The sequence below is a fragment of the Bombella saccharophila genome (genome assembly GCF_026385475.1).
Taxonomy (GTDB): domain Bacteria; phylum Pseudomonadota; class Alphaproteobacteria; order Acetobacterales; family Acetobacteraceae; genus Bombella; species Bombella saccharophila.
In genome coordinates this window covers 125,574-141,321 of the sequence record NZ_JANIDW010000001.1, presented here as the reverse complement: position 1 = coordinate 141,321, position 15,748 = coordinate 125,574, and the positions used below count along the sequence as shown (strand labels likewise).

At 54.4% G+C, this 15,748-nt stretch carries 15 protein-coding genes, 1 tRNA gene and 1 riboswitch; of the genes, 8 read left to right on the top strand and 8 right to left on the bottom strand.

Annotated features, from left to right (window positions below; translation table 11 throughout):
* Nucleotides 1-100: 100 nt before the first annotated feature.
* From NQF64_RS00650 to secA, 6 genes are read right to left on the bottom strand one after another with little or no spacing between them, the layout of a single operon-like run.
* On the bottom strand, nt 101-529 hold the full coding sequence (locus tag NQF64_RS00650) for a YbgC/FadM family acyl-CoA thioesterase (RefSeq protein ID WP_266106151.1): 429 nt from the start codon (nt 527-529) through the stop codon (nt 101-103).
* 12 nt (nt 530-541) lie between these two features.
* Complete coding sequence (ruvB, locus tag NQF64_RS00645; RefSeq protein WP_370513569.1) at nt 542-1,600, bottom strand: Holliday junction branch migration DNA helicase RuvB; 1,059 nt, start codon at nt 1,598-1,600, stop codon at nt 542-544.
* Nucleotides 1,597-2,235, bottom strand: a complete 639-nt coding sequence (gene ruvA / locus NQF64_RS00640; RefSeq protein WP_266106150.1) for a Holliday junction branch migration protein RuvA — start codon at nt 2,233-2,235, stop codon at nt 1,597-1,599. Before ruvA ends, ruvB begins: the two co-directional genes overlap by 4 nt.
* Nucleotides 2,232-2,738 (bottom strand): crossover junction endodeoxyribonuclease RuvC, encoded by a 507-nt coding sequence (gene ruvC, locus NQF64_RS00635; protein ID WP_266106149.1) that lies wholly within the window; start codon nt 2,736-2,738, stop codon nt 2,232-2,234. The genes ruvA and ruvC overlap by 4 nt, the downstream gene beginning before the upstream one ends.
* Nucleotides 2,735-3,484 (bottom strand): YebC/PmpR family DNA-binding transcriptional regulator, encoded by a 750-nt coding sequence (locus NQF64_RS00630; protein ID WP_099026216.1) that lies wholly within the window; start codon nt 3,482-3,484, stop codon nt 2,735-2,737. The genes ruvC and NQF64_RS00630 overlap by 4 nt, the downstream gene beginning before the upstream one ends.
* Before the next feature lie 14 nt (nt 3,485-3,498).
* Nucleotides 3,499-6,153 (bottom strand): preprotein translocase subunit SecA, encoded by a 2,655-nt coding sequence (secA, locus tag NQF64_RS00625; RefSeq protein WP_266106569.1) that lies wholly within the window; start codon nt 6,151-6,153, stop codon nt 3,499-3,501.
* A gap of 356 nt (nt 6,154-6,509) precedes the next feature.
* Here secA and NQF64_RS00620 point away from each other — a divergent pair, with 356 nt between their 5' ends.
* The 5 genes from NQF64_RS00620 to NQF64_RS00600 all read left to right on the top strand — a co-directional run bounded on the left by NQF64_RS00620 (nt 6,510) and on the right by NQF64_RS00600 (nt 11,547).
* Nucleotides 6,510-7,469, top strand: a complete 960-nt coding sequence (locus tag NQF64_RS00620; RefSeq protein ID WP_099026217.1) for a peptidylprolyl isomerase — start codon at nt 6,510-6,512, stop codon at nt 7,467-7,469.
* Between the two features lie 2 nt (nt 7,470-7,471).
* Nucleotides 7,472-8,707: a bifunctional glutamate N-acetyltransferase/amino-acid acetyltransferase ArgJ gene (argJ, locus tag NQF64_RS00615; protein WP_266106148.1), complete on the top strand. Its 1,236-nt coding sequence runs from the start codon at nt 7,472-7,474 to the stop codon at nt 8,705-8,707.
* A 159-nt stretch (nt 8,708-8,866) separates the two neighbouring features.
* Complete coding sequence (locus NQF64_RS00610; protein WP_266106147.1) at nt 8,867-10,123, top strand: NAD(P)/FAD-dependent oxidoreductase; 1,257 nt, start codon at nt 8,867-8,869, stop codon at nt 10,121-10,123.
* Nucleotides 10,124-10,254: 131 nt separating this feature from the next.
* Nucleotides 10,255-10,992 (top strand): 2OG-Fe dioxygenase family protein, encoded by a 738-nt coding sequence (locus NQF64_RS00605; RefSeq protein WP_266106146.1) that lies wholly within the window; start codon nt 10,255-10,257, stop codon nt 10,990-10,992.
* A 45-nt stretch (nt 10,993-11,037) separates the two neighbouring features.
* Entirely contained in the window at nt 11,038-11,547 is a 510-nt protein-coding gene (locus NQF64_RS00600; RefSeq protein WP_266106145.1) for a hypothetical protein, read from the top strand.
* A 49-nt stretch (nt 11,548-11,596) separates the two neighbouring features.
* Here NQF64_RS00600 and NQF64_RS00595 read toward each other — a convergent pair.
* Nucleotides 11,597-11,670: transfer RNA gene (locus NQF64_RS00595), tRNA-Gly, on the bottom strand.
* Nucleotides 11,671-11,791: 121 nt separating this feature from the next.
* Nucleotides 11,792-11,872: riboswitch (SAM riboswitch) on the top strand.
* 80 nt (nt 11,873-11,952) lie between these two features.
* Here NQF64_RS00595 and metZ point away from each other — a divergent pair.
* The 3 genes from metZ to ispF all read left to right on the top strand — a co-directional run bounded on the left by metZ (nt 11,953) and on the right by ispF (nt 15,022).
* Nucleotides 11,953-13,167, top strand: a complete 1,215-nt coding sequence (metZ, locus tag NQF64_RS00590; RefSeq protein ID WP_099026222.1) for an O-succinylhomoserine sulfhydrylase — start codon at nt 11,953-11,955, stop codon at nt 13,165-13,167.
* A 133-nt stretch (nt 13,168-13,300) separates the two neighbouring features.
* Nucleotides 13,301-13,777, top strand: a complete 477-nt coding sequence (apaG, locus tag NQF64_RS00585; protein WP_180794173.1) for a Co2+/Mg2+ efflux protein ApaG — start codon at nt 13,301-13,303, stop codon at nt 13,775-13,777.
* Nucleotides 13,778-13,804: 27 nt separating this feature from the next.
* A complete protein-coding gene (gene ispF, locus NQF64_RS00580) occupies nt 13,805-15,022 on the top strand; it encodes a 2-C-methyl-D-erythritol 2,4-cyclodiphosphate synthase (RefSeq protein WP_266106144.1) in 1,218 nt (405 codons plus the stop codon).
* Between the two features lie 13 nt (nt 15,023-15,035).
* Here ispF and NQF64_RS00575 read toward each other — a convergent pair whose 3' ends face one another.
* Complete coding sequence (locus NQF64_RS00575; RefSeq protein WP_266106143.1) at nt 15,036-15,734, bottom strand: ATP12 family protein; 699 nt, start codon at nt 15,732-15,734, stop codon at nt 15,036-15,038.
* Nucleotides 15,735-15,748 lie beyond the last annotated feature (14 nt).

The following is a 15,748-nucleotide window of genomic DNA, read 5'->3' as shown; positions in this document are numbered from 1 at the left end:
ATCTCATGGTCCATCAACTAAAAAACTACTGCTTCATGTTGCAGTAGGATGACCTTTTTTCAATGGCACAAGGGGAGGAAAGAGCAAATATCTTTAATCGTTAATCTTTTGTCAGGTCTTTTAACCCCTCCAACCGCGCTTGATAAACGGCGGGCAGACGCAAGGGGGTCATGCTGGCGAGTTTTAAACACGCTAGCTCTACCTCAATCACCACGGCCTTTTGCCCCGCTCGGCTGTGATTGGTGATGATTTGCCGCAACGTCAACCGCGCCCCGCTGGCATGCAGGAGGCTTGTCTCCACCTCTAACAGCTCATCCAACCGCAATGGTGCGTGATAACGGATATTCAACTGCCGGACGACAAAGCCTATCCCATCCTCTGCGGCCATCTCACCTACAGATAGCCCTAAAGAGCGCAACGCCTCTGCCCGCGCACGCTCTGCAAAGCCAAGATAACGCGCATGATACACAATACCCCCTGCATCCGTATCCTCATAATAGACACGAAATTGACAATGATGGGCCGCCATACCCTCTCCTTTTTATAAAAACCGTGGCTCTTGTGGCTCTATAGAACTTGCTGGTGGGGTCAAACCCAAATACCGCCATCCCGGCTCCCCCAACATACGCCCGCGCGATGTCCGTAAGACGAGACCTTCCTGAATCAAATAAGGCTCTACAACATCCTCTAATGTATCGCGGGCTTCTGCCAATGCTGCGGCGAGGGTCTCCACCCCTACAGGGCCACCACGATGATGCTCGGCAATACGGCGTAAATACCGCCTATCCATCGCATCCAGCCCGTGGCGATCCACCTCTAAGCGAGAGAGGGCCATATCCGCTAAATGACGGTCAATCACATCCTTTTTGGCAACCAACGCGAAATCACGCACACGCCGCAGCAACCGCCCAGCAATACGCGGTGTCCCGCGTGAGCGGCGGGCAATTTCCTCCGCGCCTTCATCTGTAAGGGCCATGCCCAACTTTGCAGCCCCACGGCTAACAATCTGCCGCAATTCATCCGGTGTATAAAAGACGAGCCGCAAGGGGATACCAAAACGGTCGCGCAACGGCGTGGCTAACAAGCCAGAGCGCGTTGTCGCCGCAACGAGCGTGAAAGGGGCAAGGTCAATCCGTACCGAGCGCGCCGCTGGCCCCTCGCCTATGACAAGGTCAAGCTGAAAATCCTCCATAGCGGGATAGAGGATTTCCTCAATCGCAGGCTGAAGGCGGTGGATTTCATCAATGAACAGCACATCGCGCGGCTGTAAGTTCGTCAAAATAGCAGCTAAGTCGCCTGAGCGTTGAATCACAGGCCCAGATGTTGCACGGAAACCTACCCCTAATTCCCGCGCAACAATTTGAGCAAGGGTCGTTTTCCCTAAACCCGGCGGGCCATGCAAAAGGACATGGTCCAACGCTTCCCCACGTTTACGCGCCGCCTCGATAAAGATAGCGAGATTCTCACGGCTCGCTTTTTGCCCCGTAAAATCAGCAAGGCTTTGAGGGCGCAAAGCAACATCTGCCACATCCTCCGCCTGACGCGTTGCATCCGTCTCTGGGGCACGCTGGGGGGGCGTCTCCGGCATAAAGGGTGTCATCGTGCAAGCTCCTTCAAGGCAAGACGAATCACCACATCCAACCCGGCCCCCTCAGTCTCCCCGATAATCCGATTCACGATAGGCCATGCCTCAGCACGTTTAAAACCTAACCCCTCCAACGCCATAAGGGCATCTTGCTCAACCCCTCCATGAGAATGAGCCCCACTTACCCCACCACCGCCGTGGCTCATCGGCGCAAGGGGCTGCCCACTAAGGCTTGCAGGCGCGGGCATCTTGGCGACTTTGGCTTTTAGTTCCGTCAATAAACGCGTTGCTAGCCGCGGCCCAACCCCGGCTGCTTGCGTAAACACCGCTTTATCCTCCGCCTGCACAGCCTGCCATAATAAGGCGGGCCGACTGGCCGATAAAATCGCCAATGCCACGCGCACACCAACGCCTTGAACAGTCGTAAGAAGGCGAAACCACGCTTGCTCATCCGCATCAGCAAAGCCGAAAAGCTGGATGGCATCCTCCCGCACAATCGTCTCCACCAACAGGCGCGCGACCTCTGGCGGGCGCGGCAACTGCCCTAATGTATGGGTAGAGGCCGACACAACATACCCCACCCCATGCACATCAACCAGGCAATGATCCCCCTCTATATGCGAGACGAGGCCGGTAAGCTGTCCTATCATGCCATGCGCACTCCCATTGCGACATGCTGGGCACTCGCCCGATGATGAGCATGGCAAATCGCAATCGCAAGCGCATCGGAGGCATCAGCACGTTTTATCTCCGCCCCCGGCAAGAGACGGCGCACCATCATGCTCACTTGCTCCTTGGTGGCAGCACCCGTCCCAACAACAGCACGTTTAACCGCCATCGCGCCATATTCATGCACACTTAACCCCGCAAGAGCAGGCACCAACAACGCCACACCACGCGCATAGCCGAGCTTTAATGTCGAGGAGCCATTGCGATTCACGTAAGTTTCCTCCACCGCGGCCTCACTTGGCTGATAACGGCGGATGAGGGTCATCAAACCCTCATGCAGGTCACAAAGGCGGCGGGGGACATCATCACCGGACTGAGTGGCTAATACACCATCAGCCACATGCCGGAGGCGATTGCCCTCCACATCCACCACACCCCAGCCCATAAAGCGCAGACCGGGGTCAATCCCTATCAGACGAATCAAGCTGCGAGAGCCTCAGCAACCTCATCGGGGAGGTCAAAATTGGCATAAACGGCTTGGACGTCGTCATTCTCCTCCAGCACATCAATCAGCTTGAGGACAGAACGCGCTTGGTCTTCATCCAACGTCACGGTCGTTTGGGGACGCCAATCCAGCTTTGCCGAGCGCGGCTCCCCAAAACGGCCCTCCAGCGCATCACGCACGCTCATCAGAGCTTCCATCTCGGTGATAATTTCATGACCATCTTCCGTGGTCTCTACATTATCCGCACCAGCTTCAATAGCGGCTTCTAGCATATCATCTTCGGAGGCTGCTTCCAGCGGATAGGTAATCACCCCAATATGATCGAAACCGAAAGAGACGGAGTTTGTCTCCCCCAAAGAGCCACCATGTTTAGAGAAAGCCGCACGCACCTCGGAGGCTGTACGATTGCGGTTATCTGTCAGCCCCTCGATGATGATGGCCACACCAGCGGGGCCATAACCCTCGTACCGAACAGCCACATAATCCTCACCACCGCCGGCACCGCTGGCCTTCTTAATAGCCCGCTCGACCGTATCTTTTGGCATATTCACTTCACGCGCAGCCGTGATCGCAGCACGCAGACGGGGATTCATAGCCGGGTCTGGCATACCAGAGCGTGTCGCCACGGTAATCTCGCGAATCACCTTCGCAAATTGCTTGGCCCGCTTTGCATCCTGCGCGCCCTTACGGTGCATAATATTCTTAAATTGGGAATGTCCTGCCATGGGCCTCTCTCCTCTTAAACCATCTTGCCGTGACAATGTTTAAACTTTAACCCAGAGCCACAAGGGCATGGGGCATTGCGTGGAACCTCATTCAACCAACGCGCAAATGTGGCTGTATCCAACGCTTCATCCTCTACGGGCTCCTCCACCTGCATCGCCGCAGGAACCTCCGGCATGGTAGGTGCCTCACTAACAGGCTGCACATGGGCAATCGCCTGCACAACGCGCATCCGCATATCTTCCAGCATATATGTAAACATCTGGAAGGCTTCTTGCTTATATTCATTAAGCGGGTCGCGCTGGCCATAAGCCCGCAAGCCAATCCCTTGGCGCACTTGGTCTAGCCCGTGGAGATGCTCCTTCCACGCGCCATCAAAAGATGTGAGCAGAATATGCTTCTCAATCAAGCGCATCATATCCGGCCCGATGGTCGCTGCACGCGCAGCATGAGCCCGTGTGGCTTCTTCCTCAATCCGCTCGATGACACCTTCTTCGGTCATGCCATCTTCTTGCGCCCATTCTGCAATCGGCAGATCAAGATTCAAAACACGCTTAACTTCGCGTGTCAGCCCTTCAATATCCCAAGCTTCAACAAAGGCATTCTCGGGGATATGCGCATGGACAATATCTTCAATCACCTTGCCGCGTATATCCGCAATAACGCCGGAAAGGTCCTTCAAGGCCATATATTCGCGCCGATGGGCATAGACCTCTTTACGCTGTGCATTCATGACATCGTCATATTTCAGCGTGTTTTTCCGCATATCGAAATTACGGGCTTCGACCTTCTTTTGCGCTTTCTCCAAGGCACGATTCAACCAAGGATGCACAATCGCTTCACCGCGCTTTAGGCCCATCTTCTGCATCATCGCGCCCATACGATCCGAGCCGAAAATGCGAATCAAATCATCCTGCAAGGACAAAAAGAAGCGCGAATTACCGGGGTCACCCTGACGGCCAGACCGCCCACGGAGCTGATTATCAACACGCCGGCTCTCATGTCGCTCCGTCCCGATAACATAAAGCCCGCCAAGCTCATGCACACGCTCATGGTCTGCCGCAACTTGCGCCCGCACTTGGGCAGCAACGGCCTCACGCTCGGCTTCATCCTCAATACCTGCGGTCTTTTCAGCCACCAGCATGTCCACATTGCCGCCAAGCTTAATATCTGTCCCGCGCCCGGCCATATTGGTAGCAATCGTAATCGCGCCGGGCACCCCTGCTTGTGCAATAATGCTCGCCTCACGCTCATGATGCCGTGCATTCAACACATTATGGGGGATACGCTTCTGCCGCAAAAGATGTGAGAGAATCTCGCTCTGCTCAATCGAGGCCGTCCCAACAAGGATAGGCTGTTCCCGCTCATGAACCTTACGAATCAACTCCGCTACGGCCTCGTATTTCTCCTCCGCCGTGAGATAGACCTCGTCATTCGCATCCTTACGGCGGACAGGCAGGTTGGTGGGGATTTCCACCACCTCAAGATTGTAGATCTCCGCAAACTCATCCGCTTCCGTCATCGCGGTACCGGTCATGCCCGCAAGTTTGGGGTAAAGACGGAAGTAGTTTTGGAAGGTGATAGAAGCAAGCGTTTGATTCTCCTGCTGAATCTCCACCCCTTCTTTCGCCTCTAGGGCTTGATGCAACCCATCGGAGTAACGGCGACCATCCATCATACGCCCCGTAAACTCATCAATGAGCATCACTTTACCATCACGGACGATGTAATCTACATCCCGCGTAAAGAGCGTCCGCGCCCGTAATGATTGCTGAACATGATGCACGACCGAGACATTATGCAGGTCATATAATCCCCCGCCCTGCAATAGCCCCGCCGCATTCAGCATCTCCTCCACAAGGTCAGAGCCATGCTCTGTGAGGGTGACGGTCCGCATCTTCTCATCTTTATCATACACATTTGGCTCCTCAACCAAACGTGCCACCACCTCATCTACATGCCGATAAAGGTCGGAACTATCATCCGCAGGGCCGGAGATAATCAGCGGGGTGCGGGCTTCGTCAATGAGGATACTATCCACCTCATCGACAATGGCGAAGTTGAAGTCCCGCTGTACCATCTCCTCTAGCGCGTATTTCATGTTATCGCGCAGATAATCAAAGCCGAACTCGTTATTCGTCCCGTAAGTAATATCCGCCGCATAAGCTGCTCGGCGTTCCTCATCAGAGAGGTTAGGGATAATCACACCAGTTGTGAGGCCGAGGAAGCCGTAAAGACGAGCCATCTCCTCCGCATCACGGCGGGCGAGATAGTCATTCACCGTTACAACATGCACGCCCTTGCCTGTTAGGGCATTTAGGTAAACTGCGAGCGTACCGACAAGGGTTTTACCCTCACCTGTGCGCATCTCGGCAATACGGCCATCATGAAGAACCATCCCGCCAATCAACTGCACATCAAAATGGCGCATCCCCAATACACGGCGAGACGCCTCCCGGCACACCGCAAAAGCCTCGACCTGCAGCTCATCCAGCGTAGCACCATCAGCCAACTTACGACGGAACTCTGCCGTTTTGGCCTTTAATTCCTCATCCGTAAGAGCCTGTATCTGAGGCTCGAAGGCATTAATCTCCGGCACTCGCCGCTGATATTTCTTCAAAGAGCGGTCGTTAGAATGGCCAAAAAGGGCGCGAGCAAGGCGTGAAAGCATGAGATACCCTGAAAATTTTGCCATCAGCGGCCAGTGTCCCTTCCTCTTTCCCTGAAAGCCGAAAAGAACCTGCTACGGATGGTCACAACGCTTTTCATATAGGCCCGACATAAGCGGCCTTGCTAGTATGGTCAATGAAAAAGCCCGTTTCCCCCTCTATAATGCACTATTTTCATCCTCCATTAAACATATAACCAGCCCGCAAAAGGCCACTTAACCTGCAACACAACATAAAAAATAACATAAAATATAGGAAATACTTTGGGTTTTGCTCCCCTCATCCCCTTGCAGGGATCGGCCGGCTTTGTCATGGTAACAGGGCTGATTTTTAATAGATCGAAATAACGAGGTCTTTCATGCGGCTTTCCCGCTCTTTCTTACTCTGCACAGCTCTCATTGGGAGCTTCTCTTCCCTAACAACGCAGGCCATAGCGGCTGATGCCGCCCCAGCGCAACCGGCCACCAAGGCCGATGCCACGGCGCAATCCTCTACCACGCCAGCAACAGACCCCAACTTGGTGTTAGCCACTGTTAATGACCAAAAAATCACCCTAAGCGATGTGCAACGTGCTGCAGCGACCTTGCCCCCGGAGGCACGCCAGCTCCAACCTACAGTGATTATCCCGCTGCTCATCAATCAGCTGATTGATCAAAAGGCAGTGCAGATTCAGGCTGAAAAAGAGGGCCTACCGGAGAAACCCGCTGTTAAAGCAGCCATGGAAGCCGCAGCGGGGAATGCTCTTCAAAACGCGTATCTGGAAGAGCAGGTGGCACCAAAGCTGACCGATGATGCCCTAAAAGCCTATTATCAGACCCAGTACGCCTCCAAAAAGCCGGAGGAAGAGGTCCATGCTCGCCACATTTTGGTAGATAGCGAAGCAAAGGCGCAGGATATTATCCGCCAGCTCAATAAAGGGGCTGATTTTGCCAAGCTCGCCAGCCGCCTCTCCACAGACAAAGCCTCTGGTGGCACAAATGGGGGCGACCTCGGTTGGTTTAAGCGTGGTGATATGATCTCTGCTTTCTCCGATGCTGCTTTTGCCATGAAGTCTGGTAGCATCACGCAGAAACCGATCCATACGCAATATGGTTGGCATGTCATCCAAGTCCTAGGGACGCGTACGGCCCCAGTGCCCAGCTTTGAGCAAGTCCGCGACCAAATCCGCCGCGATCTGATCCGTCAGGAAGTGCGTAAGGTCGTGGAGAATGCCGAGAAGCAAGCCCGAATCGTGCATTACGATGCAAAAGGCCAGCCTATTACGAACAACCCAGCAGCACCGGCTCCTGCTGCCACCCCAGCAAATACGGCACACTAACCATGGCACAGTCGTACCCGCGCTCCCCTTTGGCCCTCTCCCTCCCCAAACTATCCCCTATCGCTGGGGTGCGTCTTAGCGGTGTGGAGGCTAATATACGCTATAAGGGACGAACAGACCTCATGTTGGTTGAGTTCGCGCCGGGTACGACAGCAGCCGGGGTCTTTACACGCAATCTCTGCCCCGGTGCCCCCATCCCTTGGTGCCGGGGCGCGCTGGCTCATACGCCCCATGCACGGGCTTTGTTGGTCAATTCTGGCAATGCCAACGTCTTTACTGGCCGTGCTGGTGAGGAGGCTGTGGTAGCATGTGCAGGTGAGGTCGCTCATCTACTAGATTGCCCTGTGGAAGACGTATTTCTTGCCTCCACAGGCGTAATTGGGGAGACCCTCCCTTATAAAAAAATTATCGCAGCCCTCCCCGCCGCCATTGAGGGCCTCCATGAGGACCGGTGGGAGGACGCTGCACGCGCTATTATGACAACAGACACCTTCCCCAAGGCGGCACGCCGTGAGGTCGCTATTGGGGATGTGACGGTCTGCCTCCAAGGCATCGCCAAAGGCTCCGGCATGATTGCGCCGGATATGGCAACTATGCTCGCCTATGTCGCCACCGATGCCGCTCTTCCCCAACCTGTATTGCAAGCCCTATTGGAAGAAGCTGTAGGGCCGAGCTTTAATTCCATCACTGTGGATTCCGATACATCCACGTCAGATATGGTCATGCTCTTCGCTACAGGGCAGGCCAAACATGCCGAGATCACCGCCCTTGAGGATAACGCACTCGCTGCCTTCCGCACCGCATTAAAGGAGCTACTGCATGAGCTTGCTTTGCTCGTGGTGCGTGATGGCGAAGGGGCGACTAAGCTCATCAGGGTTGATGTCCAAGAAGCCGAAAGTGATGAATCCGCCCGCAAAATCGCTTTAGCCATTGCTAACTCCCCCTTGGTGAAAACGGCCATCGCTGGGGAGGATGCCAATTGGGGCCGCATCGTTATGGCGGTTGGTAAAAGTGGCCAACCAGCAGACCGCGATAAACTCTCCATCGCGATTGGGGACCATTGGGTTGCCCATCAAGGTTGCGTCAAAGAGCATGATAGTTCTGCTCTGGATGCTTATATGCGCCAGCAGGAAATCACCATCACGGTGGATATGGGGCTAGGTGCAGGCTCTGCGAGTATTTGGACGTGCGACCTAACCCACGGTTATATCGATATTAATGGCTCGTATCGCAGTTAGACGAGCCATCCCCCCTGTAACCTTAATAACCCCTTAAAAAATATGCGCTCTTCCTTCATCAGGGCTTGTATCTCCTGCATGGGAAGGCTACTAGGACACGTTTTACTACCATGCGCGTCCTATTTGCGCTGATTGCATCAAAAAACGAGGAACGGGCTCATGGCCACAAAGAAACGTATCGTCATTCTTGGAGGTGGTGTTGGCGGGCTAGAAGCCGCAACGCAGCTGAGCCATAACCCCCGTGTGGCGGTCACCTTGATTGATAAAAACAAGGTCCATTTCTGGAAGCCGGTCTTGCATGAATTTGCATCAGGAACCATTAGCCCTAAAGGTAATCTATTCGCTTTTAACGAGCTCGCTAAACGCTTTGGCTTTACCTTTATCCAAAGTACAATGGAGACGATCGATCGCACCAATCGGACGCTCACCTTAGAGGATGGACAGACTCTCCCTTACGATACACTTGTGGTCGCCCTTGGCTCTTGTGCAAACGACTTCGGGACACCTGGAGCAAAAGAGAACTGCCTGTTCCTTAACTCCCTCGCTGATGCAACCACCATCCATGACCGTTTCCGCTCCCTTATTGAGCGCGCTCAACTTACAAACGAGCCTGTCCATATGGGCATTGTCGGCGGGGGAGCGACCGGTGTGCAACTTGCTGCAGAACTCTGCCAAGCGATTGATAACACGCCCGGTCTTGGGCCTGATGCCCGGCGCAAATTGCTTAAACCCACTTTGATTGAAGCCTCTGAGCGTCTGCTCGCCGCCTTCCCAGAGAAAGTGTCTGCCGAAGCCAAAACAGAGCTGGAGAAACTCGGCTTCCAGGTCATTGTATCAGGGATGGTTAGTGAAGTCGGCTGTGGGTATATCGCCCTCAAAGATGGCCGTCGTATTCAATCCGACTTTCCTATCTGGGCAGCCGGGGTAAAAGCCTGTGCAGCAACGTCCTTACTAAAAGACCTAGAGCTAAGCCGCAGCGGCCAGATTATGGTCACTGCAACGCTCCAAACCACAAAAGACCCCGCAATTTTCGCCATTGGGGATTGTGCCCGCATGGAGGTCAACCCCGTTGCCCCAACCGCACAAGCCGCCCGCCAAGAAGGGCGCTATGTTGGCCGGGTGGCTATCCCTCGGCAAATCGCTGGGAAAGCGCCTGTACCCTTCGTCTATACCGACCGTGGGTCTGTCGTCTCTTTAGGTCATTATAACGCTTGGGGTATGTGGCCTTCCAAAAAAGGCTTTGGTGGTCACGGCCTAGGGGCCCAATTGGCACGTTTTATTCACGAGGGCCTCTTCCGCCAGCATCAGATGGGTTTAAGCGGCCTTTTCCGTACACTCTGCGTCGCCCTCAAGGAGCGCTTCCACCCCAATAATCCAGACCTTAACGGCAAAGAACGACACAAAAAGAACGATTAATCCTGCGCCCTTCCTCTCACATTCACAACCATGTGAGAGGAAGAGCCTAATATCACTCTACAGACAGATACACATAAGTAAGTTATAGCTTTGCCCTACACCCCTAAGCTGGAGAAAGGGAATCGGCCGTCATGATACCGTCTTGCACAGCCCTTAACCGGACGGACGAAGCCCAACTTCATAAACAAGGCTTTCTTTTTCTACCTGCTCATCATGCTCAAGCATGGCTAACACCCTATGGTCTAAAGGATTGGGAGAGCTTCGTAGCGAGTTGGAACACGTTAGGGATGGACCGTTACATGGCCGATAGCGGGCGTTACCGCCGTCGCCGTTATGGGACATTTTCCATCAATAGCGGTCACATAACCCGCAAAGAACATCAGCCACATTATCAAAGCCGAGATTATAACCTTCTCAATGGCGGGATAGAACGCTGGTTCAACCCTATTAGCGAGGAGATAGGCAATCATCCTGCACTCCAAGCAATCCTAAAGGCCAGTGCGACATTAGCTGATCACCTCGCCCAAGAGCATGCACGCCCAACCTCATGGCATGTGGAGGTTCATCAATTCCGCATTGAGGCCGCAGTTCATACGCAAGGTCGTCCCACGCCAGAGGGTATGCATCGCGATGGTGTAGATTGGGTCTTTGTATTTATGATCAACCGTATCAATATTCGCGAGGGCGTTACGAGTATCCATGCGCTGAATAAGCAGACAGAACTAGGGTCTTTTACATTAAAGGACCCGCTCGATACCGCTATTGTAAATGATCATCGCGTTTATCATGGAGTAACCGCTGTGGAGCCAGAAGACCCCTCACAACCAGCCTATCGTGATGTCCTTGTCGTCACTTTGCGATACGAATAAGAACCCCGCCCCTTCATCCCTTCTCCTCCTTACAGGATCACCATTATGACATGCTCATGCCATCGGTCTCTTCGTTTCGTCATTCTCACTATTACGCTAATCGCTTTTAATCCGTTGCATTCTCTTACGCATCAAGCATTAGCAGCCCCCCATGCACGCCATACCCCCAACACAACCTCTGTAGAGTTAAAAGCCCGCCCTGGGACAGAGCTCGACAAGCAGGCACGCGCTCTTAATGCTGACCTCCTCGATGATGCAGCCCGCCATAACGACCAACCCATCATCCTTACGGGGACAGCCCGGCTCTCCCCACGCCAAAAAGAGACGATTCTCTTTGTACAACTGCAATCTTATCGGCTATGCGGCTCGGCCGGATGCACGACCTCCATTTACCGTCAAGCTGGAAACGACTGGGAGACCTTGCTTGATAGCGTGAATGGCACCATTCGCATCACACGGCGTTATCATAATGGCATGGCGGATTTGCTCATCAATGGGAATGACCGGTGGGTCTTTGATGGCCAACATTATCAAGACACGCTCAACAGCCCGTAAGGCTCTACCTAACGGATAACGCATCATACCCAAATTTTTAGAGAAATCTTGGAGCGGATGAGGGGAATCGAACCCCCGTATGCAGCTTGGGAAGCTGCCGTTCTACCATTGAACTACATCCGCTCAACGAGGGTTGTTATACTGAGGGGAGTAACAGCGTGCAATCCCTTGTTTATATATTTTTCGCAATAGTTGCGCTTGACGCTCTCCCACCCTGAGCGCATAGTCTCATCGTGATGGGACATACCATCGCCCTCGTGATTTGATAGGCCGGCTTGCGGCGAGGTTAAACAACATGCGCTAAAGAGGCCCTGTTTCTCCCCCGCAGAATCAGGACTTCAGACGGCCTCCATCTCAATTAGGCGGCCCGCTGGGGTGCGGCTGCCTCTTCAGCTGGAGGAACCCATGCCCTCTACCGACCCTACCTTCCTTGCCTCCTGTCGCACAGGCACACGCCTGCTGCATGAAGCGCGCCATCGTACCGAACATGGGGAGACATCCGATGCCATCTTCCCCACATCCGGCTTTGTGTATGATAGTGCCGAGCAAGCCGAGGCTACTTTTGAAGGCACGATTCAACATCTCCAATATTCCCGCTATGGCAATCCCACGGTCGATGCCCTGCAAGACCGTCTCGCCCTGCTAGAAGGAGCCGAGGCCTGCCAGACGACGTCCACCGGCATGGGGGCTGTCTCCTGCGCGTTACTCGCCCATCTTAAAGCGGGGGACCGTATTGTTGCTTCCAGCGCGCTCTTTGGCTCCACCCATTGGCTGCTCGACAGCTTGCTTCCCGCTTATGGGATTGAGACGGTCATGATTGACGGCACCAACCCCGCAGCGTGGGAGGAGGCCCTCTCCCGCCCTACTAAGGCTGTGCTGATTGAGACCCCCTCCAACCCTATGCTGGATGTGCTGGATATTCGCCATATTGCCACGCTTGCTCATAAAGCGGGTGCGCTCTTTATGGTCGATAATGTCTTTGCCACCCCTGTCGGCCAAAAACCGTTAGAGCTTGGGGCCGATGTCGTTATCTATTCCTGCACCAAACATATTGATGGGCAAGGCCGTGTGATGGGCGGGGCGATTCTAGGCAGCCAAAAATGGATTACCGAGACGCTGCAACCCTTTGTCCGCAATACAGGTAACACGCTCTCTCCCTTCAATGCGTGGGTTCTCTCTAAGGGGCTAGAGACCTTACAACTCCGCGTTGAGGCTATGGCCCGCAATGCTGCCCGTATTGCTGATGTACTAGGCGACCTCCCCGGCATTACCGCTGTGCGCTATCCGGGGCGGAAAGACCATCCCCAAGCAAAGCTTGCACATACACAAATGAGCAATGGCGGCACGCTGATTGCCTTTACCGTTGCAAATGGCAAGAAAGGGGCTTTTGCGTGCCTCAATGCCTTTCAACTCATTGCTATTTCTAACAATCTTGGTGATGCACGCAGCCTTGCTACACATCCTGCCACCACAACACACCGCAAGCTAACGCAAGAGCAACGCAATGCCCTTGGCATTACCGATGGCTCCATCCGCTTCTCTGTTGGTTTAGAGGATGCAGAGGACCTCATCGCAGATATTCGCCGTGGGGCAGAAGCTGCTTTAAGGGCTGGACGCTAACCCCCCTTTTTATGTTATAAGGAATCTGCCCGCACCCCCGGCCGCCCATCATACCACCCCCATGATGGGCGGCCTTTCTGTAAATATCCTCCGCAACCGTGACAACCCTCTATAATGAGTCTAGTAAGAGCCTATGTCTGATAACGCTCCCCCCTCAGAAGATTCATTGGCTGACACAGACACTGTTGAGCTAGAGCCCATCACCTCCCTCCCCGCTTTTACTGCCCGCACGGGGGATGTAACGGTCAATGTTCGGCCTTTTTGGGTTGATGAACATTCCGACCCTGATGAGCATCGCTATGTGTGGCTTTATCACGTATTGATCGAAAATAACGGCCAAGAAAGCGTCCAACTCCTCTCCCGTAGTTGGACCATTACCGATGAACGCGGCAGCCAAGAGCAAGTGCATGGTGAGGGCGTCGTTGGGGAACAACCCATCATCGCTCCCGAAAGTAACTACCAATATACATCTGGAGCAGAGCTCAAAACCCCTAGCGGTTTTATGGAGGGCGTCTATCACATGATTACCCCAGCGAGCGGTCATCGCTTTGATGTCAGCGTGCCAGCTTTTAGCCTAGACAGCCCCCATCATATCGGCATGACCCACTAACCTCCCGGTTTTGCGAAGGACGCCCCCTTGGACGCCACTCCCTCTCCCATTAAACGCAAGCGCGTTGCGGCCCTCCTCCTTGCCGCAGGGCGTGGGCGGCGATTCTCTGCTGGTACGACAGAAGAACAAGCAGCCATCAGCAAGCAGTTCCATCTCCTTGCGGGGCAGCCTGTTATTCGTCATGCGGCCCTCGCCCTTTTGCCGCATGTTGATTATCTCCAACCTGTAGGCAGTGACCCTCTCCTCCCGCAAGCTCTAGCGGGGCTGGATGTTCTTTCCCCCGTCCCCGGCGGGGCCGAGCGTCATGATAGTGTGCGCGCTGGGTTGGAGGCTCTGGCTGCTTTGCCCACACCCCCGGATATTGTGCTTGTTCATGATGGTGCGCGCCCTTATGTGCCAGCGGCCCTCATTACCCGTGTTTTAGAAGCGTTAGAGCATCATGAAGGCGTTATCCCTGCCCTGCCTGTCAGCGATACGTTAAAGAAGGTCAAAGACGGCATCATCACCGATACCGTCCCGCGTGATGGGCTATGGCGTGCGCAAACCCCGCAGGGCTTCTCCTTTCCTTTATTGCACGCCCTCCATACCCGCCACCGCACAGCCTTAACCGATGATGCCGGGCTTTTAGAGGCAGCAGGCCACCCTGTGGCTATCGTTATGGGGGCCGAAGATAATATTAAACTGACCGTTACGGAGGACCTTATGCGGCTTGAACGTGCCATGCAAAGCCAAGAAAACCAGCCTACCCCACCGCTCTTACCGCGTGTTGGGTTGGGTTATGATGTCCACGCTTTTGCTGAGGGGCGTAAGCTCATCCTATGCGGTATTGAGATTCCTCATGAGAAGGGCCTTGCCGGTCACTCTGATGCCGATGTGGGAATCCATACACTTTGCGATGCGATTTACGGCGCCCTTAATGAGGGCGATATTGGCCGGCATTTCCCCCCCACAGATGAAAAATGGCGCGATATGGATTCCGCTCGTTTCCTCATCCATGCTGGGGAGCTAATTCGCTCCAAGGGGGGGATGTTGGTGAATGCCGACCTCACCATCATCTGCGAACGCCCCAAAATCGGCCCTCATGCTCAGGCCATGTGTGCTCGTTTGGCCGAGTTGCTCAAGGTCCATCCCAGCCGCATCTCCGTCAAAGCTACAACGTCCGAGCGTCTCGGCTTCACCGGGCGTGAAGAAGGCATCGCCGCTACGGCCGCCGTCAGCATCATGGTACCCGATAGCGGGGTGTGATACCCCCGCTATTCTAACCCTGCATGAGGTTATAGAAACGGAGCGCATCCGCAATATCCGCGTTTTTGCGCTCTAATTGGCGGGCCAGCTCTTTATCATGGCCCCATTTTGTAAGCTGCTGATGTTCATCTGCATGGGCAAGATGCACAGCGTCATCAAAAGACACGATCCCCCGCACAAGGGCGAGAGGCAGCAGCAAACTGCCCATAATAGGGACCATAACCCCTAACGTGGCCAATAAGGCAGGGTCCATCTTCGCCAGCGTGGCTTTTACTGCCTCTTTGTAGAATTCTGGCTGCTCTAGCGGCATCACCGCCTCAGTCATGGCAGGATGTAACCCTTGCTCCGCTGCCCAAGCAAGGATGCGCCTAACTAAAGCCCCATCCTGCGCCTCGCTTTGGTAACAGAGATTATCATCAATCCCATAGCCATAGAGAACGGCTTCTGTCGCAGTACGGTCGGGCAAAATACGCTCAATATAACTCCCGGTAATACGCGTCAGCACCAAATCATCAGGGGTGAAATGCGCTCCTTCAGCAATCTGCCGCCACTCCTCCCCCAGAGCATGAGCCAGGGCGGAGGACGATACCGCCAGCACAGCGCCCGCAGGTAAGCGCACGGGCCGGCCATCTAGCAACACGCCTTGTCGCCCATCATCTCCGACCGGCCCAACGGTTACATGCTTCCAAAAGCGTTTACGCGCTTGTACCACGCTCTACCCCCTTC

Excerpts from the sequence above, each read along its gene's own strand:
- NQF64_RS00620 (WP_099026217.1), top strand. The coding sequence starts at position 6,510 with ATGCGGCTTTCCCGCTCTTTCTTACTCTGCACAGCTCTCATTGGGAGC.
- NQF64_RS00610 (WP_266106147.1), top strand. The coding sequence starts at position 8,867 with ATGGCCACAAAGAAACGTATCGTCATTCTTGGAGGTGGTGTTGGCGGG.
- apaG (WP_180794173.1), top strand. The coding sequence starts at position 13,301 with ATGTCTGATAACGCTCCCCCCTCAGAAGATTCATTGGCTGACACAGAC.
- ruvB (WP_370513569.1), bottom strand. The coding sequence starts at position 1,600 with ATGACACCCTTTATGCCGGAGACGCCCCCCCAGCGTGCCCCAGAGACG.
- secA (WP_266106569.1), bottom strand. The coding sequence starts at position 6,153 with ATGCTTTCACGCCTTGCTCGCGCCCTTTTTGGCCATTCTAACGACCGC.
- argJ (WP_266106148.1), top strand. The coding sequence starts at position 7,472 with ATGGCACAGTCGTACCCGCGCTCCCCTTTGGCCCTCTCCCTCCCCAAA.
- NQF64_RS00605 (WP_266106146.1), top strand. The coding sequence starts at position 10,255 with ATGATACCGTCTTGCACAGCCCTTAACCGGACGGACGAAGCCCAACTT.
- NQF64_RS00650 (WP_266106151.1), bottom strand. The coding sequence starts at position 529 with ATGGCGGCCCATCATTGTCAATTTCGTGTCTATTATGAGGATACGGAT.
- NQF64_RS00600 (WP_266106145.1), top strand. The coding sequence starts at position 11,038 with ATGACATGCTCATGCCATCGGTCTCTTCGTTTCGTCATTCTCACTATT.
- ruvA (WP_266106150.1), bottom strand. The coding sequence starts at position 2,235 with ATGATAGGACAGCTTACCGGCCTCGTCTCGCATATAGAGGGGGATCAT.
- metZ (WP_099026222.1), top strand. The coding sequence starts at position 11,953 with ATGCCCTCTACCGACCCTACCTTCCTTGCCTCCTGTCGCACAGGCACA.
- NQF64_RS00630 (WP_099026216.1), bottom strand. The coding sequence starts at position 3,484 with ATGGCAGGACATTCCCAATTTAAGAATATTATGCACCGTAAGGGCGCG.